22 protein-coding genes and 1 pseudogene are annotated in these 25,582 nt (G+C 37.9%); 10 read left to right on the top strand and 13 right to left on the bottom strand.

Going from position 1 to position 25,582, the window contains the following annotated elements; genetic code table 11:
• Positions 1–52 precede the first annotated feature (52 nt).
• From H3Z85_09740 to H3Z85_09710, 7 genes are all read right to left on the bottom strand, one after another.
• Positions 53–604: a hypothetical protein gene (locus tag H3Z85_09740; protein ID QPQ53573.1), complete on the bottom strand. Its 552-nt coding sequence runs from the start codon at positions 602–604 to the stop codon at positions 53–55.
• Positions 605–621: 17 nt separating this feature from the next.
• Positions 622–2,871, bottom strand: coding sequence for a TonB-dependent siderophore receptor (locus tag H3Z85_09735; GenBank protein QPQ53572.1), 2,250 nt, complete (start codon positions 2,869–2,871; stop codon positions 622–624).
• Positions 2,872–3,190: 319 nt separating this feature from the next.
• A complete protein-coding gene (rpsJ, locus tag H3Z85_09730; GenBank protein QPQ53571.1) occupies positions 3,191–3,496 on the bottom strand; it encodes a 30S ribosomal protein S10 in 306 nt (101 codons plus the stop codon).
• Positions 3,497–3,512: 16 nt separating this feature from the next.
• A complete protein-coding gene (gene fusA / locus H3Z85_09725; GenBank protein QPQ53570.1) occupies positions 3,513–5,630 on the bottom strand; it encodes an elongation factor G in 2,118 nt (705 codons plus the stop codon).
• Positions 5,631–5,636: 6 nt separating this feature from the next.
• Positions 5,637–6,113 (bottom strand): 30S ribosomal protein S7, encoded by a 477-nt coding sequence (rpsG, locus tag H3Z85_09720; GenBank protein QPQ53569.1) that lies wholly within the window; start codon positions 6,111–6,113, stop codon positions 5,637–5,639.
• 23 nt (positions 6,114–6,136) lie between these two features.
• Positions 6,137–6,550 (bottom strand): 30S ribosomal protein S12, encoded by a 414-nt coding sequence (locus tag H3Z85_09715; GenBank protein ID QPQ53568.1) that lies wholly within the window; start codon positions 6,548–6,550, stop codon positions 6,137–6,139.
• Positions 6,551–6,724: 174 nt separating this feature from the next.
• A complete protein-coding gene (locus H3Z85_09710; protein QPQ53567.1) occupies positions 6,725–7,669 on the bottom strand; it encodes an alkaline phosphatase family protein in 945 nt (314 codons plus the stop codon).
• Between the two features lie 408 nt (positions 7,670–8,077).
• Here H3Z85_09710 and H3Z85_09705 point away from each other — a divergent pair, with 408 nt between their 5' ends.
• The 5 genes from H3Z85_09705 (at position 8,078) to H3Z85_09685 (ending at position 12,939) form a co-directional block, all read left to right on the top strand.
• A complete protein-coding gene (locus H3Z85_09705; protein QPQ53566.1) occupies positions 8,078–8,554 on the top strand; it encodes a DNA starvation/stationary phase protection protein in 477 nt (158 codons plus the stop codon).
• 95 nt (positions 8,555–8,649) lie between these two features.
• Positions 8,650–9,828 (top strand): nicotinate phosphoribosyltransferase, encoded by a 1,179-nt coding sequence (gene pncB, locus H3Z85_09700; protein ID QPQ53565.1) that lies wholly within the window; start codon positions 8,650–8,652, stop codon positions 9,826–9,828.
• A 57-nt stretch (positions 9,829–9,885) separates the two neighbouring features.
• Complete coding sequence (locus tag H3Z85_09695) at positions 9,886–10,356, top strand: hypothetical protein (GenBank protein ID QPQ53564.1); 471 nt, start codon at positions 9,886–9,888, stop codon at positions 10,354–10,356.
• A 188-nt stretch (positions 10,357–10,544) separates the two neighbouring features.
• A complete protein-coding gene (locus tag H3Z85_09690) occupies positions 10,545–12,149 on the top strand; it encodes a T9SS type A sorting domain-containing protein (GenBank protein ID QPQ53563.1) in 1,605 nt (534 codons plus the stop codon).
• Positions 12,150–12,702: 553 nt separating this feature from the next.
• On the top strand, positions 12,703–12,939 hold the full coding sequence (locus H3Z85_09685) for a hypothetical protein (protein ID QPQ53562.1): 237 nt from the start codon (positions 12,703–12,705) through the stop codon (positions 12,937–12,939).
• Positions 12,940–13,050: 111 nt separating this feature from the next.
• On the opposite strand, the gene H3Z85_09680 is transcribed toward H3Z85_09685, so the two are convergent.
• The 6 genes and pseudogenes from H3Z85_09680 to H3Z85_09655 all read right to left on the bottom strand — a co-directional run bounded on the left by H3Z85_09680 (position 13,051) and on the right by H3Z85_09655 (position 20,892).
• Positions 13,051–16,149: an efflux RND transporter permease subunit gene (locus H3Z85_09680; GenBank protein QPQ53561.1), complete on the bottom strand. Its 3,099-nt coding sequence runs from the start codon at positions 16,147–16,149 to the stop codon at positions 13,051–13,053.
• Positions 16,149–17,120 (bottom strand): efflux RND transporter periplasmic adaptor subunit, encoded by a 972-nt coding sequence (locus tag H3Z85_09675; protein QPQ53560.1) that lies wholly within the window; start codon positions 17,118–17,120, stop codon positions 16,149–16,151. The genes H3Z85_09680 and H3Z85_09675 overlap by 1 nt, the downstream gene beginning before the upstream one ends.
• Positions 17,117–17,263 (bottom strand): hypothetical protein, encoded by a 147-nt coding sequence (locus H3Z85_09670; GenBank protein QPQ53559.1) that lies wholly within the window; start codon positions 17,261–17,263, stop codon positions 17,117–17,119. Before H3Z85_09670 ends, H3Z85_09675 begins: the two co-directional genes overlap by 4 nt.
• An 86-nt stretch (positions 17,264–17,349) precedes the next feature.
• Positions 17,350–18,624, bottom strand: a complete 1,275-nt coding sequence (locus H3Z85_09665; GenBank protein QPQ53558.1) for a TolC family protein — start codon at positions 18,622–18,624, stop codon at positions 17,350–17,352.
• Between the two features lie 230 nt (positions 18,625–18,854).
• Positions 18,855–20,215, bottom strand: a pseudogene (locus H3Z85_09660) (HAMP domain-containing histidine kinase).
• Positions 20,216–20,217: 2 nt separating this feature from the next.
• A complete protein-coding gene (locus tag H3Z85_09655; GenBank protein ID QPQ53557.1) occupies positions 20,218–20,892 on the bottom strand; it encodes a response regulator transcription factor in 675 nt (224 codons plus the stop codon).
• 154 nt (positions 20,893–21,046) lie between these two features.
• Between H3Z85_09655 and rmuC the strand changes: the two genes are divergently transcribed.
• The 5 genes from rmuC to H3Z85_09630 all read left to right on the top strand — a co-directional run bounded on the left by rmuC (position 21,047) and on the right by H3Z85_09630 (position 25,507).
• Entirely contained in the window at positions 21,047–22,549 is a 1,503-nt protein-coding gene (gene rmuC, locus H3Z85_09650) for a DNA recombination protein RmuC (GenBank protein QPQ53556.1), read from the top strand.
• Complete coding sequence (locus tag H3Z85_09645; GenBank protein QPQ53555.1) at positions 22,546–22,971, top strand: hypothetical protein; 426 nt, start codon at positions 22,546–22,548, stop codon at positions 22,969–22,971. Before rmuC ends, H3Z85_09645 begins: the two co-directional genes overlap by 4 nt.
• A 25-nt stretch (positions 22,972–22,996) precedes the next feature.
• On the top strand, positions 22,997–23,836 hold the full coding sequence (locus tag H3Z85_09640) for a LytTR family transcriptional regulator (protein QPQ53554.1): 840 nt from the start codon (positions 22,997–22,999) through the stop codon (positions 23,834–23,836).
• 91 nt (positions 23,837–23,927) lie between these two features.
• Complete coding sequence (locus tag H3Z85_09635; GenBank protein QPQ53553.1) at positions 23,928–24,719, top strand: CPBP family intramembrane metalloprotease; 792 nt, start codon at positions 23,928–23,930, stop codon at positions 24,717–24,719.
• Positions 24,720–24,739: 20 nt separating this feature from the next.
• On the top strand, positions 24,740–25,507 hold the full coding sequence (locus H3Z85_09630) for an RNA methyltransferase (GenBank protein QPQ53552.1): 768 nt from the start codon (positions 24,740–24,742) through the stop codon (positions 25,505–25,507).
• Positions 25,508–25,582 lie beyond the last annotated feature (75 nt).

The following is a 25,582-nucleotide window of genomic DNA, read 5'->3' as shown; positions in this document are numbered from 1 at the left end:
TTAAACTGAACATCTTTTACAATCTCCTCGAATTTTGTATAGTGTTCAGGGGTTAATGCTTTTGAATAGCCGCTTTTCTTTGTGCATCGAATTTGTCCCAGTATTCTTTTGCCAGGTCATTGTTTCCGTGGTACACATCATGAGCATCATTAAAAGCTTTTTCAAATGCATCATTGGCAGCGTTTACTACTTTGAATTCGTCCTCTGAAAGTTGAGCTTCCGTTTTGATTCTTTGCAATAAGGCATTATCGTATCTTGGTCTCTTTCTGGAATTTTCATCAACGAACTTGTTGAATTGTTCCATCTGAGGACCATCCAAAACCTTAGCCATTTCTATTGACTGCTGGGCTCTCAACTCTTCATTTTTAATTCCCAGAGCCACACGGTCCATATTTCCTCCCTGTGCTTTCGCAGCCTGGAAGTTTTGTTCCTGAAGGTCCTGGTATTTTTTGGTGATTTCATCAAAACTCTTCGTCTGATCGGGAGTAAGCTGTACTTTGGTTTTGAACTGGTTATAGTCGATTCCTTTTTTCTTATCTCCTGAGCATGACATAGCAACTGCTCCAAGAGCTACAGCTATACATAATGTTTTTACACTTTTCATATGAATGATTTTGTTGATTAGAATTTATAGTTAACCTGTACCGCAAAGTTTCTAGGCTGAATCTGGTCGATGTATCCACCTCTGAAATAAGAACTATATCCTACTCTATCAAAAATGTTGTTGAAGAATACTCTCAGCCCCATTCCGTTTTTCAGGGTATATCCTACCTGAGCATCTACCGTAGTATATTCCGGCATATCGAATGGCTGTACACCGGGTTGTACACTATTTACGTGTCCGGCAGTAAACGTTTTCTGGGTCCACTCATCTACCGGACGGCTTCCCACATAATAAATTCCGGCACCTACATCTACCCCATCCAGAATTCCTGTATTAAATTTATAATTTAACCATGCATTAGCCGTGTGTTTTGGTGCATTCATCGGTCTTGAACCGTTTACGTATGCAGGACTGTCCTGATATTGAGCATCAAGATAAGCCCATCCTGACATTACTTGTAAATTGGGTAGGATTCTTCCGATCAACTCTACTTCCAAACCTTTTCTTCTCAAATTACCTGCCAATCCGTACAATACATTTTTATTAGCATCTCTGATCGGCTGGTAGTTATCATCCAATATCTGAAATGATAAATTTTCTGTGTTAATATCGAACCACGTCACGTTAAATCTCAAACGCTCATTAAACCAGTCAGATTTAATTCCTGCTTCCCATTGTTTAGTATGTGATGCCCCTACAAATCCACCTGCCTGAAGAATATTATTAGCTGCTCTTAACGAAGTGGTGGTTGTATATGATCCGAAAACATTAATATTTTCAATAGGAGAAACAATTAATCCAAAAGATGGGTTCCAGGTATCAACCGTTTGACTTGAGGAACCATTTAATCTGCTGTAACGAATTCCTAAGTGAGCTTTCACATATTTACCTATTGACATTACATCCTGAGCCATTGCTCCGATACTTGGTGTCAAGATAGGATTGGAACGACCTAATGCCTCAAAGCTTAACTCAACCGGAAGCTGATTAGGAATAGTACCATTAACAACATCAAAACGATCTAATGGAATAGATTGGAATGCTTTATTATCGATCAATAAGGTAGGAGCAGTGATTAACTTTCCGTTACCATAAATATTATATGCTACCGAAGAAGTTTCGGTCTCCCTCCAGTCAAATCCTACCTGGAAAGTGTGATTGATAATTCCTGTTTTAACTTTTTCTCCAATGAAGTCTAACTGTAAAACTCTGTTAATATCTTCAGATTCGGATCTTCCAATGGTACGTTGTCTAATATTATAATTTGTTTCTCCCTTAGGCAGAGCAATGGATGAAGCTAAGTTATCTGTATTGGTAACAGAATTCACATAAGCAACCCTTAGTTTTAGTTTATCGGTAAGCTGTCTTACTGCTGTAGTGGAGAAGTTATAGGTCTGCGTTTTCATATAGTCGGAGGCATATCCTAAAAATTTACCTTTTGGCATATGGTATAATGCTTCCACATTTCCGGGAGCAGCGTTGATAGTTCCTCTATCCGGAGTTCTTTTATCATGAAGATAGTCCATCTCCACATTGATTAACGTTTTATCATCCGGACGGAAAGCCACTGAAGGATTGACATATATTCTTTCTCCTGAAACATGGCTTCTAAAAGAATTGTTGTTCTGATAAGCACCATTGAATCTTACCGCCACTTTACCCTGAGAATCCAACACTCTCTGGAAGTCTACGGTAGGTCTGTAAAAATCCCAGCTCCCATAACGGAACCCTACGTTAGTCTGATCAATGAACTGGGGTCTTTTTGTCACCACGTTGATAACTCCACCGGCAGATCCTAGACCATTTCCGATTCCCTGACTAACTGCAGCAGAACCTTTGATGACCTGGATACTTTCAACTCCCTGCATATCTGTCATCATTCCTGCAGTACGGAAGTCCGAATCCATCTGAACTCCGTTTTTCAATACGGGAACACCACGGTATCCCCTGATAGACATACTTTCGTTACCACCTCCATAACTTGAGAATAACGTTACTCCAGGTACGTTTTTAGCAACATCTGTAACGGTAAGCGCACCCAATTCTTCGATTGCTTTGTGAGAGATTACAGAAATACTCTGAATCTGATCTCTGGTTTTCAATGGCAATCTGGTAATTGCATCTAAACCTTGCGGCTGTTTTTTTCTTTCACCAAATAATTCTACTTCTTCAATGTCTTTTGACTTCTTAATAGAATCATTCACTTTCTGTGCGTTTACAAAAACCCCACCCAATACAAGCAGAGAAAAGGATACTACTTTATTCATCTGATAATTTTTTGCAAATTTATTGTTTTTATTCATTCTAAATAAACAATGTAAAGTGACATATGTCACCCACAAAAGACTAATCAATATCAGATCATAAAGTGTTATTTAGAAACATTCAAAATAACACAATCTATTAACCAGATGAATAGTTATACCACTTAAAACCTGCTTTATGGTTACGGATCATTAAATTGAAAAAAAGTAAAGTTTTATAACTTCAACCTTCTATTTTAAATATTCTGAGACTTTTTATAGCAAAAAAAATCCGTTCCTAAAATAGGAACGGATTCTATAATCATTGCAAAGTATGCAATTATCACACTTTAATTTCAACGTCTACTCCTGAAGGAAGTTCTAATTTCATTAGAGCATCAACAGTTTTAGAAGAAGAAGAGTAGATATCCATTAGTCTCTTGTGAGCTGATAACTGGAACTGCTCTCTAGCCTTCTTGTTTACGTGCGGAGATCTCAACACTGTGAAGATTCTCTTATTTGTTGGCAATGGAATTGGACCGTTTACAACAGCACCAGTAGCCTTTACCGTTTTTACGATTTTCTCAGCAGACTTGTCTACCAAGTTGTAATCGTAAGATTTTAGTTTTATTCTGATTCTTTGTGACATTTCTTTAATTTAAAAATTAACCTTTTGCTTTAGCTATGATTTCTTCAGCAACGTTTTGTGGAGTAGCCTGGTACTTCTCTAATTCCATAGAAGAAGTAGCTCTTCCTGATGAAAGTGTTCTTAGAGTTGTTACGTATCCAAACATTTCAGAAAGTGGAACAGAACCTTTGATTACAACAGCACCGTTCTTTTCTTCCTGACCACTGATAGTACCTCTTCTTTTGTTAAGGTCACCAATGATGTTACCCATGTATTCTTCCGGAGTTACAACTTCCAGTTTCATGATAGGCTCCATAATTACTGGCTTAGCAGCACGTCCCGCTTCTTTAAATCCTAACTTAGCAGCCATTTCGAAAGAAAGAGCGTCAGAATCCACCGCGTGGAAAGATCCATCTTTAAGAGTAACTTTAATACCTTCAACTTCGAAACCAGCCAATGGACCGTTCTTCATTGCAGCTTTAAATCCTTTCTCAATTGCAGGAACGAATTCTCTAGGAACGTTACCACCTTTGATCTCATTGATGAATTCTAAACCAACTTTACCTTCGTCTGCAGGTCCTAGTTCAAATACAATGTCAGCAAATTTACCCTTACCACCAGATTGTTTTTTGTAAACTTCTCTGTGTTGAGCAACTTTTGTTAAGTTTTCTTTGTACTCTACCTGAGGTTGTCCTTGGTTTACTTCAACCTTGAATTCTCTCTTCATACGGTCTACAATGATATCTAAGTGAAGCTCACCCATACCAGAGATGATCGTTTGTCCAGAAGCCTCGTCAGTTCTAACAGTAAACGTTGGATCTTCTTCAGCCAATTTAGCTAGAGCGTTACCCATTTTATCCTGGTCAGCTTTAGTTTTAGGCTCAACAGCGATACCAATTACCGGATCAGGGAAAACCATCGATTCAAGAACGATTGGGTTTTTCTCGTCACACATTGTATCACCAGTTTTGATAGACTTGAATCCTACCGCTGCACCAATATCACCAGCTTCAATATATTCTACCGGGTTTTGTTTGTTAGCGTGCATCTGATAGATTCTAGAGATTCTTTCTTTATCTCCTGAACGAGTGTTCAAGATATAAGAACCAGCATCCAGTCTTCCAGAGTATGCTCTGAAGAATGCTAATCTTCCCACGAACGGGTCAGTAGCAATCTTAAATGCCAGAGCAGAGAAAGGCTCATCTACAGATGGCTTTCTTGTAATTTCAGCGTCTGTTCTTGGGTCAGTACCTTTAATATCATCTTTATCCAATGGAGAAGGCAAGTATTTACATACTGCATCCAACATAAACTGTACTCCTTTGTTCTTGAACGAAGAACCACAAGTCATTGGGATAATAGATAAATCGATAGTAGCAGCTCTCAATGCAGCATTGATTTCTTCTTCTGTAATTGAATCCGGATCTTCGAAGAATTTCTCCATCAAAGTTTCATCATACTCAGAAACAGCTTCTACTAATTTCTCTCTGTATTCAAGAACTTCATCTTTCATGTCTTCAGGAATTGGAACTACCTCGAAAGTAGCACCTTGTCCAGCTTCATCCCAGATGATCGCTCTGTTTTTAATTAAGTCAACAACACCTTTGAAATCTTCTTCAGCACCGATTGGTAAAACGATTGGAACTGCGTTAGATCCTAACATTTCTTTAACCTGGTTTACCACGTTAAGGAAGTCAGCACCTTGTCTGTCCATTTTGTTTACGAATCCCATTCTCGCAACTTTGTAGTTGTCAGCAAGTCTCCAGTTTGTTTCAGACTGAGGCTCTACTCCATCTACTGCAGAGAATAAGAATACCAATCCATCCAATACTCTTAAAGATCTGTTTACTTCTACGGTGAAGTCAACGTGTCCCGGTGTATCGATGATGTTGAAGTGGTAAGGTTTAGTATCAGCAACAGGTTTTCCTTGATCTGTTGGAAAGTTCCAAGAACAAGTAGTCGCTGCAGAAGTAATAGTAATACCTCTTTCTGCTTCCTGCTCCATCCAGTCCATCGTAGAAGCACCGTCGTGAACCTCTCCAATTTTGTGGTTTACACCTGTATAGAATAAAATCCTTTCTGTAGTGGTAGTTTTACCCGCATCAATGTGAGCAGCAATACCAATATTTCTTGTAAATTTAAGATCTCTACCCATTTCAGATTAGAATTTAAAGTGTGAAAACGCTTTGTTAGCTTCCGCCATTTTGTGAGTATCAGTTTTCTTTTTGAAAGCTGCACCTTCTTCTCTTGAAGCAGCTACAACTTCATTAGCTAATTTCAAAGCCATAGACTTATCATTTCTCTTTTTAGAGTAGCTAATTAACCATTTCATTGCCATAGAAATTTTTCTGTCAGCTCTGATTGGCATAGGAATCTGGAAGTTAGCTCCACCTACTCTTCTAGAACGTACTTCTACGTGAGGCATAACGTTTGTTAATGCATCTTTCCAGATTTCAAGGGCTGTTTTCTCAGTTTCTCCTTTTTTAGTTTCTACGATATCTAATGCATCATAGAAAATTTTGAATGCGATAGACTTCTTACCGTCTAGCATTAAGTTGTTTACGAATCTCGTTACCAATTGATCATTAAACTTCGGATCTGGTAACAACGGTCTTTTTTTCGCTTTTGTCTTTCTCATTGCTTTTGTACCTTATTTAATGATTATTTTTTCTTTCCTTTTGCAGGAGCTGCAGCAGCTTGTCCTGGTTTAGGTCTCTTAGCTCCGTACTTAGATCTTCTCTGTGTTCTTCCATTTACACCAGCTGTGTCTAATGCACCTCTTACGATGTGGTAACGTACTCCCGGTAGGTCTTTCACCCTTCCGCCTCTAACCAATACTATCGAGTGCTCTTGAAGATTATGTCCTTCGCCCGGGATATAGGCGTTAACTTCTTTACCGTTAGAAAGTCTTACCCTTGCTACTTTTCTAAGTGCAGAGTTAGGTTTCTTAGGTGTAGTCGTATATACTCTCGTACATACACCACGTCTTTGTGGACAAGAATCAAGGGCAGCCGATTTGCTCTTCTTGGCAAGCGTGGCTCTTCCTTTTCTTACTAATTGTTGAATAGTAGGCATTTAATTGCTTTTTATTTTAGGCTGCAAAAATAGTAATATTTTTTTAATTGACAAGCAGTTATGTATTTTTATTTCTCCTGAAAATCTTTACATTGATTTTCCTATCTGGCTGAAACCTGCATCCTATTTATATTATTGAATCTTTTTTAAATCAGAAGATTAGACAAAAAAAAATTATTTAAAAGCATCTTTAATTACTTTTCCTTTTGCATACTGCATCGGAAGTCTTAAAAGTTCTGCTATAGTACTTGCAATATCAATTTGTTCGTAGTTTCCTGTACTGATGGTTGCATTCTTTTTAAAATCAGGTCCCATCGCAAAGAACTCAATATGTCTGCATCCTGCACAATCGTCTCCATGTTCAGCAAAACCTCCGTTGGCGTCAATATGTCTGCCATGGTCATTAGAAACGATAAGTGTAGTTTTATCTTTATAGGCAGGCTGTGACTGGATGTAATCCCAGATTTCTTTAATGGATGCATCTGTAGTTTTAATAGCTTTGATATACTCATTCCAGTTATTAGCGTGGCCATAAGAATCCACATCTTTAAGATTGATTACGATAACATTCGGGCTGTATTTCGTCATCACCTCTTTGGTTTTCGTCATTGTAATAAGGTCATCACGATATCCTGTTCCGTTTCCGTTCACTCCGCAATCTACACTTGGCTGGAATTTACCTTTCCAATCTGCCAGTTTACAGTCGTTCAAAACTTCCAGCTTATCTTTAGAAGCAATAACCCAGGCTTTTGTTTTATCTGCCCCGGTGAATTTAAGCCACTGCTGCATTACAGACGGAAAACCTGGTAATTCCGTCCCATTATTTTTAATATTTTCATAGACTCCTGAGCACATGGCACTATGCCCGGGGTTTGTATTTGTAGTTCCGTTATTTTTAAAATTACTGATAAATACACCCTGGCTGAGAAGACTGACTCTGTTTGGAATATTTTCTTTATTGGGAGCTTCCCAGGTTTCAGAAATGCGGGGCCCGTCAACAACAAGGAGGACTACATTTTTTGTTTGGTATTTATCCGCAGTTTTTGTTTGTGCATCCGTATCATTATTGCATGACAACATAGAGATTGACACCATTAAATACAACAAGATCTTTTTCATAGCTTACCCATTTATTTGTGGTTTTCGAATGCAAAGCTAGAAAATCAGACCCCGGCGTATATTAACATATTATTATGTAATTCTTAAAAATTCACAATGAGGAGGATGATACGATTTCAATTCCTTGTTATCTCCAAAGTCTTGAATCTGTAAAATTCCTGTAATATCCTGTAGAATAATATAATAGGCAACTAAATTACAAAGTCTGATAAATTCAAACTATTTTAAAAAACTTTCTTATAGTTATCATCTATTAACAATCAGGGAAGTTCGGCACGATATTTCGTAAATTTGGGATATAAAACTAATAAGCATATTGCATTGCTGTCCGCAAAACCTCACAGCCAACGATCAGAAAAGCCTGAGGACGGCACGCGAATCATGACCTTTAAAAATAAATATATACATATGAAAAATGCTAGTATTATTGGCTTAAAAGAAGCCGATTGCAAGAAGATCTCAGAAAAATTAAATGTCCTGTTGGCCAACTATTCGGTATTCTACCAGAATACAAGGGGATCCCACTGGAATATTAAAGGAGACCAGTTCTTTACCCTTCACCCGAAGTTTGAAGAACTTTACAACAGCCTGGTTTTAAAAATTGATGAAATTGCAGAAAGAATCCTGACTTTAGGGGCTACTCCGGCACATAACTATTCAGATTACCTGAAAGTGGCTACTATTAAAGAAAGTAAAGAAGTAAGTGACGGTACAAAAAGCGTTGAACAAATCTTAAGTTCATTCAAAGTAGTACTTGATCTTCAGAGAGAGCTTTTAGATATTACTGATGCCGCAGGAGATGAGGGTACTAACTCTCAGATGAGCGATTATATTACCGAACAGGAGAAAGAAGTCTGGATGTATAATTCTTACCTGGGAAAATAGATTGAGAAACACGATCAAAATATTTCAAAAAAATCGCCTTACATTTAGGCGATTTTATTTTTATTCTTTATATTTGCGTTAAAATTACACATATTATGAACGATGTACGACTCAACTCTATTCTAGATAATGATTTCTATAAAATAACCATGCAAAATGCAGTGGTAAAATTATTTCCAGGTTCTATTGTAAAATATGAATTTATCAACAGAGGAAAGCATCATTTCCCGGAAGGATTTGATGCAGCTTTAAAGGAAGCGGTCAACAAAATGGCAGAACTTAAGCTTACCAAAGATGAGAAAAAGTTTATGGCCAGAACCTGCCCTTATATTGATCTTCCTTATCTTGATTTTTTAGAAGGTTATCACTATGATCCTTCTGAAGTAAAGATCCATCAGGAGGGAGGAGATCTTTCTGTGGTGGTAGAAGGACTGTGGTACAGAACAATTCTTTGGGAAGTTCCCTTGCTGGCACTGATCAGTGAGCTGCATTATGAGATGAACCATATGGAAAGAGATTCCAATGAGGTTGTGATGAGCAAAACAGTGGAAAAAGCAGATGCACTCGCTAAACTTGGGGTGACCTTTGCAGAATTCGGGACCCGAAGAAGACATTCTTATAAAGTACAAAACCTGGTGATGGAAGCTTTAACAAAAAATAAAAATTCCACTTTTATCGGAAGCTCAAATGTTCATTTTGCGATGAAGTATGGTGTAAAACCAATAGGAACACATGCTCACGAATGGTTCATGTTTCATGCAGCGGAATATGGTTTCAAAATGGCCAATGAGCTGGCTCTGGAACATTGGGTAGATGTATACAGAGGTGACCTTGGAGTGGCTCTTTCAGATACATATACTACAGATGTTTTCTTCCAGCAGTTTGATAAAAAATTTGCTAAATTGTTTGACGGCGTACGCCATGATAGTGGCGATCCTTTAGAATTTGCAGATAAAACCATTGCCCATTATCAGAATAACGGCATCAATCCTATGTTTAAATATATTATTTTTTCTGACGCCCTCAATCTTGAAAAAGTAGAGGAAATCACCAACTACTGCAGAGGAAAAATCGGAATATCTTTCGGAATAGGAACCAACCTTACAAACGACGTAGGTCTGAAGCCAATGAATATTGTGATGAAACTTATCGGTGTACAAGCTCCTAATAAAGAATGGATCCCAACGGTAAAACTTTCCGATGAACATGGGAAATATACGGGTGATCCTAAAATGATCGAACTTGCTAAAGAATTTTTAAGAATAAAAAATTAAAAGGTAGGTTTCCGTTGTCAGATTTCAGATATTTATATAGTCATAAAACCCGATATCATGAAAGCAAAATTATACCTCATCTTGAGTATGATGATGACTGTTTTATCGTTTAGCCAAGAGAAGAAAAAAGAAAAGCCTGCATTCAATCAGGAATTGGCAACATCCCTTGGTGCTGATAAATACGGAATGAAAGCATATACCATTGCTATGCTTACCACAGGCAACATACAGATTGATGATAAAGCAAGGAGATCAGAACTGATGAAAGGACACATGGCCAATATCAGAAAACTCGCTGATGAAGGTAAGATTATTGTGGCAGGACCTTTTCTTGAAAAGAATAAAGAAAATTACCGCGGTATGTTTATTTTCAATACCCCGTCTGAAGAAGAAGCTGAAAAATGGGTGAAAACAGATCCGGCTGTAGAGGCAGGCATTTTCAATTACAAAATCTTTTCCTGGTATGGATCAGCAGCTTTACCTTTATATCTTAAGCATCATGAAGAAATTTCAACAGAAAGCCCATAAACAAACCGCTAGCCCTACCTGATCGATTCCGCAAAAGCAGAGTAATAACAAAAAAAAATAAAATCAATCTAAATTTCACAATAAAAGAATATTTTTTCTAAATAACAGGTAAACAGACCTTAATTTTCATATTTATTTTGCTGTTTTACAGAATATTATTATATTCGGTCAAATAAAACTTTTACCCTATGAAGAAAATACTATTCTTGAGTTCAATGGTACTTGCCTCGATGAGCAGTGCCCAAATTTTAGTTAATGAGAGTTTTGAAAACGGAACCTATCCGGGTTTTGTCATCACCGGTGGTTACAGCGATACCAGTGGTGGTACAGCGGGTACGTATCTAGGAAGTACCTGTGATGGAAACATACAGATAGGTGCTGAATCCTATGGATCAAGCGTAGCCAACAGAACAATCAACCTTGTGTATACAAAACCTGCAGGGGTGACCGCTAACGGAAAAAAAATTGATATTTCTTTCCAGTTCACTACAACTCCTTATTCAACAGGAGATAGCATCGGAGGAGTTATCAATGTAGAATATTCTACAGATAACGGGACTACCTATGTACCGGTTGGAAGCCCGATTACATTGTCCAGCACCGCTCAGACCTGTGTACCCTTTACAGGTACCATTCCTGAAAGTGCCAATATCAATGGTAACTTCAAGCTGAGAATCCAGACTGTAGGAAGTTCAGGAACCACGTTTGATTTTTATAGCTTTATTGATAAGGTCGTTATCAAACAGGAAGTGACAGCACCTCCGGCATGTACAACAATAAGCGCTCCTGTTACAGGTGCTACCGGGACTTCAGTACGTCAACAAATTACATGGGCTGCCACTGCAGGATCTGAAGGCTACAAAGTGAAAATAGGAACAACACCGGGAGGTTCAAATATTTATACCGGAACGACTATCAATACATTCCATACTCCGGCATCAACCGAGACATTCCCGCAAAACACGACTCTTTATGCAACTGTTACTCCAACGAATTCTTTAGGTGATGCCACAGGTTGTACTGAAATCTCATTCACAACCGGTGCCAATCCGTTTGCTCCATATTGCAGTCCGCTTTTGGCAAGATCAAGCGTATTCCCTATTTCTAATGTGGTATTGAGTGATATGACCAATGCATCAAGCACCACAACCAATACCGGAAGTGGTCATGAAAATTTCATTTCCAAAATAGCAACTGTTGCAAGAGGATCTTCTTATCCGCTAACTCTTACCGCTACAGGAGCCGGTGCCAACCGATTCGGATTTACAGTATTTATAGATTGGAACCAGAATGGAAGCTTCAGTGATCCGGGAGAGTCTTATTTCGTGACTTCTGATTTTGCTGGAGGTACAGGTAATACTGTAACGGTTAATAAAACCATTGCCGTACCTGCGACAGCAGCTTTAGGAAATACAAGAATGAGAGTTAAGTATCAGTTCAACAGCTCTGCAACGTCAGTAAGAACAGAATTATCTGATCCTTGTTCGGACGTAAACGAGGGACAAGTTGAAGACTATACTATAAAAGTGGATGCGGTATTGGGAACTTCTGAAACCATGGCCAATAAAAAGGGTGATATCTCAGTTTACCCTAATCCGTTTAAGGATACGTTAACCATTTCAGATATTAAGGATGTAAAAACGATTATCGTAAGTGATGTATCCGGAAGACAGTTGAAAACAATTGCGGCAACTCATCAGCTTAACCTTTCTGACCTGAATGCAGGATTATACTTGATCAGTCTTCAGATGAAAGACGGAAGTTCTAAAACAATCAAAGCCGTGAAAAAATAATTAATATTAACATCATTATACATAAAAGGCAGCAGTATGACACTGTTGCCTTTTTAATTTTCATACTGCCGTCATTTCAATACGGTTTGTGATGTAAAAAATTTCCGGGTTGAAGGTTTTTACCAGTCGCTACAAATTGGATGTGGCTTTATGATGCGGAAACAACAATAAGGATCGCAGGATGCATAACCTGGTTTGCAAACTCCGTCTATGGGTGGTTCACATGCTTTTTCAAATCCGCCCAGAACGGCTTTCAATTCTTTTCTGTTTAAACTTCTTACATTTTTCATAGGTATTGTTTATTGTAAATTCCTACTCTTTAAGATTTTCGGATACCTCTGTTTATCTATTTATTTCCTTTTTCCGAGATTTAAATATATAAAATATTTTACAAATCATTAAATTTCAATAGATTATATCAAAATAAACAGAATCTTTTTTAAAAAAAACAATAAAAAATCAATCAATTTTTATTATTTTAGCGATATTGTAAAATACGTTATAACACAGATTATAAGAAACTTACAAATCAAACCTTTAAAAAATTAATTCCATGAAAAAAATGAATCTCTCAAAACTTTCGAGAACAGAACTGAAAGATGTATTCGGCGGGTATTTATATCCTGCACCATGTCCCGGCGGATGCCCTGGTGAAGCTATGATCAGATGCCCTGACGGATCTACTACAATGACCAATTTTATATGTATGGGGAACAGATGTGAACCGGCTGCAAGGTGTAAGCCACTGGTTCTGGAACCGTTTCCGGATCCGATAATCATTAACCCATAACCTGATGAGCACAGATAAGAGCTTCCGGCTCACTTTATAATGATCTGTCATAAAAAAGGCCGGGATCTTCCTCACGGATCCCGGCCTACATAATGAACAAATAAAAAGAAACTATAGGGCTTCTCTGTACTTTTTACGGTAAGCATAATAAAATACAATAGGTAATACTGTAAAAGACAACAGCATACAGATGATCAATCCGCCTACAATCATAATTGCTAAAGGTTTTTGAATCTCAGATCCCATTCCGTTGGATATCGCTGCGGGGAAAAGTCCCATTGATCCCATTAAAGCAATCATTACCACAGGACGAATTCTGCTTCTTACTCCTTCTGAAATGGCATGTTTAAGAGACATTTTATTCTGAAGGTTTTCTTTCATCACCCCGATCAGAACAATACCGTCAATGGTGGCTACTCCGAAGAGAATAATAAAACCAATTCCTGCAGAAATTCCGAAAATAGTTCCTGTAAACCACAGGGACAAGAATCCGCCAATAAATGCAAAAGCAAGGGTAATGGATGAAATTAAAGTGTCTTTTACATTTCCAAAATTAAAATACAGCAACATTAAAATAAGAACCAGGGAAATGGGAACAACCATTGCCAGTTGTTTTGCCGCTCTTTCTTTACTTTCAAACTCTCCTGCCCACGTCATTTTATGATTTTTGGGAAGCTTTACCTCTTTTGCCACTTTAGTCTTGGCTTCGGCGATGGTACTTCCCAGATCTCTTCCTTCGATATTAAATCCAACTCCTATATACCTGCTGTTTCCTTCGCGGTAAATAAAAGAGGGTCCCGTGTGATAATCGATCGTTGCTATCTCTTTTAAAGGCACCTTTTTATTATCCTGAGTAGGGATCAGGATGTTCCCCATTTTTTCGGGAGTATCACGATATTGTTTTTCAAATCTTAGCATCACATCAAACATCCTTTCTTCTTCATAAAATTTAGTCGCCGCCTGACCTCCGATCGTCATTTCGATTACTGCCTGTGCATCTGCTGTGGAAACACCGTATTTTGCCATTTTAGAATCATGAAGCTGTATCCTGAGCTCGGGTAAGCCAATATTTTTAAAAACATTTACATCCGATATTCCCGGTACAGTTCTGATAGAATTGGCGACCTGGTTGGCATAATTTTCAAGTTCAAACAGATTGTTCCCGAAAATTTTAATAACGAGCGGCGCCTTTACTCCGGCCACATATTCTTCTACATTATCCTGTATGGGCTGGCTGAATCCGAAGTTTATTCCCGGATATTTTTCAAGAGAAACCCTCATTTCTTCCAGAAGTTCTTCTTTGGATATTTTTTTCTTCCATTCGCTTTCAGGTTTCAGCTGAATATTAAACTCGATATTAAAGAAACCTGTAGGGTCGGTACCGTCATTGGGACGGCCGGTCTGGGTCATGACAAATTTCACTTCATCATATTTCATTAAAATTCCTTTCATTTCCTTGGTAAGACGCACCGATTCGTCCAGATTCACACTATTAGGTAAAGTGGCACGTACATAGATTGCCCCTTCATTCAGTTTCGGGAGAAACTCTGATCCGTAATTTGAAAATCTCCACCCGCAGATGGCCAGCAATGTAAGGAATCCGATAATGAAACCCTTTTTATAACGGTCACTAAACTCATAGATCCTGTAGATATTGACTCTGAAGAATCTGGAAATAAAATTTTCTTTTTCTTCTATATTTTTTGTCAGTAAAAGCTTACACATCGCAGGAACGTATGTCAGGCTTAAAATCAAAGACCCCAATAAGGCATATCCTAATGTAAATGCCAGGGGAGAAAACATTTTCCCTTCCACTTTCTGGAACGAGAAGATTGGCATCAACGCTACGATAAGGATCAGGAGTGCAAAGAAAATATAACTTGCCACACTTCCTGCGCTTCTCTTTATAATTCCGAGTTTGGAAATTTTATTGAATCTCTGCAGTCCGATCTTTTTCGCTTTATGTTCAAGTGCTACAAAGACATTTTCGACAATAACAAGGGTTCCTTCGAGAAGAAGACCAAAATCCAGAGCTCCCATAGAAATCAGGTTCGCAGGCAATCCCTGGATCCTAAGCATAATGATGGCAAAAAGAAATGCCAAAGGAATAACCGATGCCACGATAAAGGTCGTTCTCCAGTTGTACAGGAAAATAAATACGATAATGGAAACAAGAATGACCCCTTCAACCAGGTTTTTGGAAACTGTATGAACCGTGGTGTTCACCAGCTCAGTTCGGTCAATAATAGGTTCAATCTTCACATCACCGGGCAGCTCTCCCCCGTTCAATTCTTCGATCCTGTCTTTTAATCGGGCAATGACTTCACTTGGGTTTTCACCGCGGAGCATGATGACAATACCTTCTACAACATCATTTTCTTTGTTGTATCCCACCTGACCTAACCTTGGTTTTGCAGACACTTTTACTTCAGCAACATGCTTTACTAAAATTGGTGTGGAACCTTTTACTTCAATCTGAATATTTTCAATATCCTCCTTACTTTCCAAAAGACCTATACCCCTTACTACATAAGCCTGATCTCCTTTTGCCACAACATCTCCGCCAACATTGATATTACTCTTCGACACCGCTTCATACACATCCAGAGGGGATAGATCGTAATTGTGTAATTCTGTAGGGTTAATTTTTATTTCGTATGTTTTTTCTTCTCCTCCAAAGCTAACCACATCGGCTACACCGGGTACGGCCAGCAATTCCCTTTCAACCACCCAATCCTGAATAGCGGTAACTTCTTTAATTGGCAATTTACTCCTGATAATATACCGGTAAATCTCACCGGTAGCTCCTGAAGGCGGTTCGATGCTATATTCTGCGCCATTGGGCAGTTGTACATTTCCCAGTTTATTGGATGCATACTGCTGGGCATAAAAATCATTCACATGATCATCAAAAATCACGGTGACCACGGATAGTCCGAATAATGAAATAGACCTTACCGAGGTTTTATTCGGAATGGCATTCATTTCCTTGGAAATAGGCAGAGTAACGAATTTTTCAATTTCCTCAGCACTTCTTCCCGGCCATTGGGTGATTACCCTTACCCTTGTATTGGTAACATCCGGAAATGCCTCGATGGGAGTGTGTATATAGGAATAGATTCCTCCTGCCAAAAGAAGGAAAGTCCCTAAAAGTACAATCAATGAATTTTTTAAGGAGAAGGAAACTATTTTTTGTACAAATTTTCGCATTACTTCTTAGAATTATTTAATTGATTTTTCATGTTTTCATAGATCAACAATCCGTTGGAAGCGATAATGGTTTCACCCGGTTTTAAATTCCCTTCTACATAGATATACCGGCTGTTGGAAGCTATTTCCGTCACAGGTCTTATTTCCAGCTCACAGTCTTTTTTGTACACCACTACATAACTTTGGTTATTATCAAATATCAGTGCTTTTGCGGGAATAGCCAATGCGCTTTTATTTTGCGCATTAATTGGCAGAATAACGTCTGCAGACATACCGGGTCTCAGCTTCATTCCATTATTATCCATAATAATTTTGGCTTTCAGGACTCTTTCATTTTCATTAAAAACCTGAGAGATATTATCTATTTTTCCGGCAAAGCTTTCGTCAGGATAAGCCAGGGTTTTCACTACTACCGGCTGATCTACATATACATTTCTCATATTTGTTGCATATACATTGGCCATTACCCAGACCTTATCAAGATTTGAAATGGTAAAAAGCTGATCACCTCCGGCAGTAACCGGCATTCCTTTGGAAACATTCTTTGAAATAACATATCCGTCCGCAGGTGCTTTAATCTGAAGCGTGTTTCCGCCGGCAGAATACAGTTGCATATTTTTCCGGGTCTTGGAAATATTAGATTGTAATATGGCCACCTCAGATCTTGCTTCCTGCAGGTCTTTCTGGGAAGCAATATCATCTTTATACATCGCTTCTACTGAAGACAGTTTTCGTTTGGCCACAGCGAGTTGTGCCTGTAAGGTTTGTGTGTCGTCCTGCATTTCGTTCACCGCAGTACTTTTTACCGTAGCCAGTACCTGGCCTTTTCTGACATAGTCTCCCAACGAAAAGTAAGTATCGGTTACTATCCCGTCTACAAGGCTGACAAAAGGAACGGTTTTATCTGAATTGCTTTCTACTTCTCCGGTAAGGGTAATGCTTTCTTCGACAGGAAGAATTTCGGCCTTCACCAGCTTAATATCTTTTTAAGTTCTTTACTGATACAATAAGCTTTTTCGGTTTCATTTTCCTGTTTTTTATCTTTACAGCCTGTAAAGATCATGAAAGCAGAGAGGTAAATTACCGCAATGTATCTGGTAGTATTCATTTTCATATGTAGATGTTCATTTTTTATAAGGTATCCTATAACCATTCGCTTCAGGCGACTTTTACAAAGCTTTTGAATGATGGTTTAAGATTCTAAAGATCCTGTCCTACAACATATTGCAGGTTTTCATAATATTGATTAAGCTCTTTTTTGGTATCCAGGATGATCATTTTATTTCCGATATAGGTATCTAAGAAGTCCATATACTCGAGCATGCTGATATTTCTTAATCTGAAATTTTTCTCATGGCTGACCAGTAAGCCATCCAGTGTAGACTCGTAAGAGGCGTCTATTTCTTCTGAAACCTGCTGTGTCCGGATATAATTTCTAAAGACTGAAACAATTTCATTTTCCGATTTCAGCATATTTTTCCGGGTTTCATACTTACTTTTTTCAATTTCCAGTTTTGCTTCCTGAATATTTCCCTTATTACGGTCAAAAATGGGTAGATCAACCGAAACCCCGAGTCCAATGAAGTCCTTCATGATATTCCCTCCCCTGTCATAGCCTATTGAAACAGCTACATCGGGAGTCTTCATGGCATTTTGTATTTCCAGATTCTTTGCCGCATGTTTCTCTTTATTTCTTGAAATAAGAATATCCGGCCGGTTTTCTTTGGCCTTCTCCAGCCATTGCCCCAGTTCCAACTCTGAGAGTTGTTTTTCGGGCATGACAAACGGATCGGAAATAACAAGATATGACGTAGACGGAATCATCAGTAAAGCTTTCAGCTCCACCTGCTGGTCTTCAATCTCCTGCTTCAATGAAACAAGTTTTTTCTTGAATTCAATCTCTTGTGCCTTTAGACGGACATACTCCGCTTTACTGATATTTCCAAGGTTTAATTGGTTCTGATAAGATTTTGTAAGTTTTTCAATGGAAGCAATTTGCCCCTGATATATTTTCTGCTGCTCCTGATTGTACAGGATTTCGGTAATGGTATTCCGTAACGTTTTCTTTAACTCACGTAATACCTCCTGCAGTTCATATTTTTCGCCTTCCACTTCAATTTTCTGCAGCTCAATATTTTTCCTTCTTTTCCCGGCTGTCTGAATAACCTGTTCTATTTCTGCAGAAACCTGGGTATTCTTTCCCCAGTTCCCTATCAAAGCGGGTTGTTCTTCAATATCGTACGTTCTCCACAAGTTAACTTCGCTGATACTTAATTTTGGATTAGGCCAGTATTTAGCCTGCAGAGCACGGGCCTCGGCCTGAGAAATCTCCAGCTTCTGAGCAATAAGATCTAAATTTTTTGCCAGAAAAACTGCTTCAGCCTCCTTTCTGCTCACCTTTACAGTGTCTGTAATCTGAGCCGAAAAAAAACTGAAGCAATGAATATAAAATAGGGTAAATATAATTTTCTTCAAGGTCTGATATTTAAGACCACAAAGCTATCTGTCTAATATTAAGCCCAATTTTGAATAGAATTAAAATTCGGTTAGTCCAACATTAGAGTTTGATTAGAATAGGTTGGGATTTATTTAAAATATCCCGCTGATGAGGAAGATTATACCTCTCTTTTTTGACACAATTACACAACTGCTCTTCACCAGCGATATCATTGGCTTTATCCAAACCCGGTTCAAGAAATCTGGTTTTAACAATTAAAAGGAAATATAAGCAGAACGCTTGTTCCCATGTTAATTTTAGAATCAATTTTCATTGTAATATGATGAAGATCAAAAATACTTCTGGAAAGAGATAAACCAATACCACTGCCTTTAATATTATCTACATTTTTTCCTCTGTAAAATGTTTCCGTAATTTTATCGAGGTCCTCCTTAGGAATTCCCTTTCCCTGATCTTTTACTTCAATATTCAATTGATTATATTTTTCCGACAGAATAATCGTTACAGGATGGTCTTTAGAATATTTGATCCCATTTTCCACAATATTATATAAAGCGAGATACAGCAAGGTCTCATTTCCCGGAAACTCCAGTAAAGAAGGCTTTGAAACTTCCAACTGAATTTTAATTGATGAATTATTTTCCTTCGCTTTACATTCCAGTTTTTCGTATATCTTCCAGATCAGCTCATCCACCCTTACCTGCTTATGAGAAGACTCAAGCTTTGTCATCCCTGACATCAGTAAAAGATTGTTCAGGATATTTTCAATTTCATAGACGTTTTCCAAAGACTCTTTGGCTACCTCTCTGTATTCCTCAGGAGTTCTGTCTCTTTGGGCAAAGACTTCAAGATTCCCTGATATGGCAGCCAACGGAGTTTTAAATTCATGAGAGACATAATTAATAAAATTCTGCTGCAGGAGAACATTTTCAGAAATCCTGCCCAGTAATTTATTATATGATTTTATAAGATCTTCAATCTCGTCATTGGTATTGGTAGAAGTAATTGCAGTAGAAATATTATTGAACTCAACCTTATTGATCCGCTCTACCACATTGGAGATCGGCTTATAAACAATCTTTGAAAGGTATCTGCTTAAAAAAAGATGGCAAGAAGTCCCAGGACCAGCACTGAAAGCATAATAATTGAAAGCCTCCATATCTGAGACTGAAATGAATCGTTGGGTGACTTGACAAAGACAACAAAATCGCCCTGATTATCCGGATAAAAAATGCCGTAATAAAATTGATTGTCAGACATAAATTCTACGCCTTTATTCTTTCTTACGGTTTGTAAATGAATAGGTTTTATATTTTTATCATTCAGATTGTGACCAAATGTGACCTCATTATTCCGGTTATAAACGGCAACCCTGTTATTTTGAATGAGATGGTTGTATTCTTTTTTGATCTGCGCATGCCTGTCTTTGGGAAGTTCATCTTTTTCAAGGTAATAAATGGCAGAAATCAGAGCCGTATTCCTCAGTTTTTCAAAGTAAAAAATCTTGGTGCTGTCGTAATAGGCAAAAAATATCACCGCCGATGTGATGATAGAAACGATGCCGAATGAAAGGCTTGAAATCAGGGTGAAACGGTTTCTAAGCGTCATTTTTAATCTTTAATTACATATCCGGTACCTTTGACCGTATGGATAATCTTCTGATCAGTTTCGTCAATTTTATTACGAACATAAGAAATATACACATCTACCAGATTGGTGGTATTATCAAAATCTATCCCCCATACTTTATGCAGAATCTGAGTCCTGCTCAGTACTTTATTTTTATTTTCCAGGAGAAAGGTAAAAAGCTTGTATTCTGTAGGAGAAAATTCTATTTCTTTACCATTCTGTGTTACTTTATGCAGGTCGGTATCAATCATTATATTCCCGCAAGACAGCATTTGATCTTCTTTTTGATAACTGAGTTTGTTTCGCCTTGTCAATGCTTTAATTCTTGAGATCAGTTCTTCAAAATGGAAAGGTTTAGACAGGTAATCATCTGCTCCCAAATCAAGCATTTTAATTTTATCATCAGGACTGTTCAGAGCACTTAAAACCAGAATAGGAGTATAATTTCCCTTAAACCGTATCACCTGGGTAAGCTGCATACCGTTCAGACCGGGAAGCATAATATCCATAAGAATAATATCAAAATCGTAGGTACTGATAATTTCCCGTGCTTTCTCACCTGAATCCGCAAGGGTAGTATTGTAACCCGCCTCTGAAAGGCCCTTTATCAGGAAATTACTAATTCTCTGATCATCCTCTACCAACAAAATGTTCATATTCTTCTGAAATTTCCCATAAATATAGGCAATCTTTAGAAAAGGGAAACGGAATGCCGGGAGTTGAAAGGTATAAAAAATCCAACACATTGTGGTTCCCTACTACCATCTTTCTCCAACTTATGACCTTTTTTCATACTTTTGAAAAATGGAGATGACCTATTTACTTATTGGATGTATTGCCGGCGGAATATTGGGAGCTGTCATATTATATTTTGCCTTGAAATCATCAATGGTTTCAAGAAGTACTTATGATGAAATCAAGACAATGCATATCAGAAGTAATTCCGATCTCGAAAATGCCAGCGTAAAAATTAATGAGCTGACCCAAAATATCATTACCGAAAAGGAACTTAATCTCCAGCAACAGGATTTGCTGAACGATCTTAAAAATGAATTTGCAAAGATTTCAGCGGAACATGCATCTTTAAGCTCCCAGTTTCAGGAGCAAAGGCAACTGAATGCCCAGCAAAGCATTCAAATCGAATCGCTGACGGCTGAGAAACAGAATATTTTTGCCAAAAATTCTGAGCTCTTTGCAAAAAATGAAAGCCTTCAACAATCTCTTACTACCCAAAAGGAAGAAATTGCAAAAATTCAGGAAGAAGCAAAATTGCAGTTTGAAAATCTGGCCAATAAAATCTTAGAGGAAAAAACAGAAAAGTTTACTACTTTAAACCAAAACAATCTCAAAAATATCCTTGAACCCTTCCAGGAGAAAATGGCCGATTTAAAAAATAAGGTCAATGAAGCCTATGAGAAGGAAAGTAAAGAACGTTTCTCTCTGGCTGAAAAAGTAAAGGAACTTGCTGAACTGAATCAGCAGATTTCCGAAGATGCCAAAAAACTGACCCGTGCCCTGAAAGGAGAAAGCAAAACACAGGGAAACTGGGGAGAAATGATTTTGGAAAGTATCCTCGAAAAATCAGGACTCGTAAAAGGAAGAGAGTATTTTCTGGAACATGAGTTGCGCGACGAAGATAATAAGGCGTTGTTTTCTGAATTTTCAGGAAAAAAAATGCGCCCTGACGCTGTTGTAAAATATCCCGATGAAAGAAATGTCATTATCGATTCCAAAGTATCTCTGACGGCTTTTACAGAATTGGTTGACGAAACAGATCAGGATATTTATCTCATGAAGCTGAATCAGCACCTGGGTTCCATCAAAAATCACATCACACAGCTCAGCCAGAAAGCTTATGATGATTATGGGAAGTCATTGGATTTCGTAATGATGTTTATTCCGAGCGAGCCGGCATACATTGCGGCCATGCAGGCAGATCAGGATCTCTGGAACTATGCTTATGAAAGAAGAATTCTACTGCTAAATCCAAGTAACCTGATAACGTCACTTAAACTTATAGCCGATCTCTGGAAACGCGAATACCAGAACAGGAACTCCATGGAAATTGCGGAAAGGGGCGCTAAGTTGTACGACAAATTTGTCGGATTCGTCGATAACCTTGAAAAAATAGGAAAGAACCTGGATCAGGCTAAAAATGTATATGATGATGCGTACAAACAGCTTTCTACCGGAAATGATAATCTGGTAATCCAGACCCAAAAACTAAAATCCCTCGGAATAAAAAACAAAAAGACTTACCACAAAGTCTTATTGATCATAGCAACCTATCAGACTAAAAATCAAACACCATGAAAAAATCAAATATTATTCTTCTATTCAGTCTTTTTCTATTTATAGCATCACTGCCTTTTACAGCTGTATTTGCACAAAGTCACGAAATGAGCGGATTAGCATGTTTCCTGTTGGGATGGGCTGAGATGCAGGGTGGCGGAATTGCCTGGATGGCCAATCCTCTGATGTTTTTTGCCGCGTTTTTCTTTTTACTGAAAAAATCAAAAATATCAGCAGTGATCAGCTTTATTGCTGTATGTCTCACATTTTGTTATTTATCAGTGGGTGAAATCACCGTAAATGAAGCCGGACATAAATTTCCTATCACAGGCTACGGAGCGGGATATTTTCTTTGGATCGCCAGCTGTCTTTCGTTATTTGCCGGAAGTATTCTCCTTATTCTCTCACCGGAAAAGCAGAAAACAAACAATCCTGTAGGATAAGGTCAAAGCTGATAAGCTCATCCCTATGTTCTCTTTTACCACATTCCCCTATCCAAAGTCTGGATCTATAAAAGAAATGCTGCTTTCTTCTCTTGCAGCAGGCATTTCTGTATATTTGTTTTTAATCATTTTCCAGCCTTTTGGGACTGAAAACTTCCATCATCCCTATAAACTGGTACTCCTTTTCCCCTATACTGTTATATTCGGAATGGCGTTTCTTATCATGAGTCTTTCCACATCAAAATTCAACAACTGGAATCTTGGTGCTGAGCTTCTGAAGATCACAGGTACTTTAATAACGGGGTCAGTTTTCTCCTACTTTTATAATTCATTATTCCTGAGCCATGTGGCACTCAGTTTTGGTAATTATTTCTATATGCTTCTGTATTCTCTGGCAGTAGGAATTCCTGTATCAACCATTTATATTCTTTCCCGGTATATTTATTTAAAGAATTTCTACGAAAATACTGCTAAAACCATTTCACAGCTTCTGGCCGGTAAACAAAATGTTCTCCAAAGTGATTCTTTGACAATTTCAGCCGGCAGCACCAAGCTGGTAATCGATGAAAAGGATTTTCTCTATGTTCAATCGATGGAAAATTATTGTGTGTTCTATTGTTTAGAAAACAATCAGCCCAAAAAACACATACTCCGGATAAGTCTCTCCAAGGTTTTACCACAAATTGAAACCCAATCTATTCAGAAATGCCACCGGTCATACATTGTCAATCTCGGAAAAGTAAAAAACCTCAAAGGCAATGCCCAAGGATATAAATTATACATTCCGGACATCGGTTTTGAAGTTCCCGTTTCAAGAAGTTTTATTCCGGCGGTTATTCCCCGGTTAAAGCAGTCTGATTCTTAAAAGCTTGTCATTGGTCACACTTGCTTGACATCCATCACTTCTGTTTGACATCCATCGTTAAAAGCTACAATTTTGCTCAAAAATAATCATCATGAGTAAAAACATCCGCTTTTATTTAAGCTTTATCATCGGCTTTTCCGTTTACTATTTTTTTGATGCATTTTGTTTTAAAAGCATCCAGACAGTATCAAAAAACTTTTTTCACTCGAAGGCTTTAGCTCATATCATCGCCTATTCCATCACACTGCTCCCTTTGCTCATTACCGGAAAAATTCTGTTACCCGGAAAAAGTATTTTTGACTTATTTTCCCTGAATACATCGATTAAAAAAGGATTTACCCTAGCATTTACCGGAACTCTACCGATGCTCACAGGCTATTTTGTCCATTTCGGCCTATCTTCCTCTATACATTTTGAATCTCTGTTTATCAACACTGTTTCTTCAGCATTTTTTGAAGAAATCATCTTCAGAGCATTCCTTATAGGAATCTCATATAGATTTACAGCACTTGGATTTTTATCTTCTGTATTATTGGGATCATTGCTGTTTGCACAGGTTCATTTATACCAAAGCCAGGATCCTGTTGAACTACTCGAAATATTTTCCATTACATTTCTAGGGTCCATATTCTTTGCATGGATCTATTTTGAAACAGACTTTAACCTCTGGACAGCCATTTTTGCTCATTTTTTCATGAATTTATATTGGGAAATATATAATGTTTCTGAAAATGTATCCGGAAATTTATATGGAAATATTTATAAGATTCTCTCACTTCTTGTCATTATTCTCCTCATCATCTATGATAAAAAGAGACATAACACTGCTTTCCGGGTTACTTTGAAAAGTCTTTTTATAAAAAGCAGAGAAGCTCAATCATAATTTTTGCATAATTTTGCAATATGTTGATAGAAAGTTTTCAGAACGATAAAATAAAAAATGTCACTAAGCTCCTTACTGACAACAGATTCCGTAAAAAATCGAAAGTTTTTGTAGTGGAAGGCCAACAGGAGAATGAAAGAGCAATACAATACAATTTCGAACCGGTAGAGTTTTTCCTTTGTGAAAATATATTCAAAGGCAAGCTTCCCAACGGAAAGATCCATTATGTAAGTGAAAAAGTATATGAAAAGATAGCATACAGAGGCAGCTCAGAAGGTATTATAGGAATATATACCGCCAAAGAAACTCCGCTTTCGGATTTTGTACCTAAAGATAATTCTACGGTCATTATTGTCGAGGGAGTGGAAAAACCGGGTAATCTCGGTGCTATTTTAAGGAGCTGTGAAGCATTTGGAGTAGACGCCCTTATCGTTGCAGACGGCAAAACCGACTTTTACAACCCCAATGTGATCAGGTCCAGTGTCGGTTGCCTTTTCGGAATGGAAGTTTATCAGGCAGAAAATGAAGAAACATTAGAATTCCTTCACAAAAACGGGTTCAATATTTACACCACATTGATGGATGAAACTGCGGAAGACCTTTACAAGAGAGATTTTAAACAACGTTCGGCGGTTTTATTCGGGACTGAACATTCGGGACTGAGTGATTTCTGGATGGGGAAAGGGAAAAACACTTTGATTCCTATGGCCGGAAGTATTGACTCCTTAAACTTAAGTAATGCGGTAGCAATTACCTGCTACGAATCTTTAAAGCAGAAGAAGGGATAAATATAGTTGGGTAAAATTCTTTTCTTAAACAGATTGTTCACTTTCGGCCCGCAATGGCCGTTTACTATAAAGCAT

Source organism: Chryseobacterium indologenes (assembly GCA_016025055.1).
GTDB classification, from domain to species: Bacteria; Bacteroidota; Bacteroidia; order Flavobacteriales; family Weeksellaceae; genus Chryseobacterium; species Chryseobacterium indologenes.
Note: the sequence above shows the minus strand (reverse complement) of the source record. Positions and strands in the feature narration are given on the sequence as shown.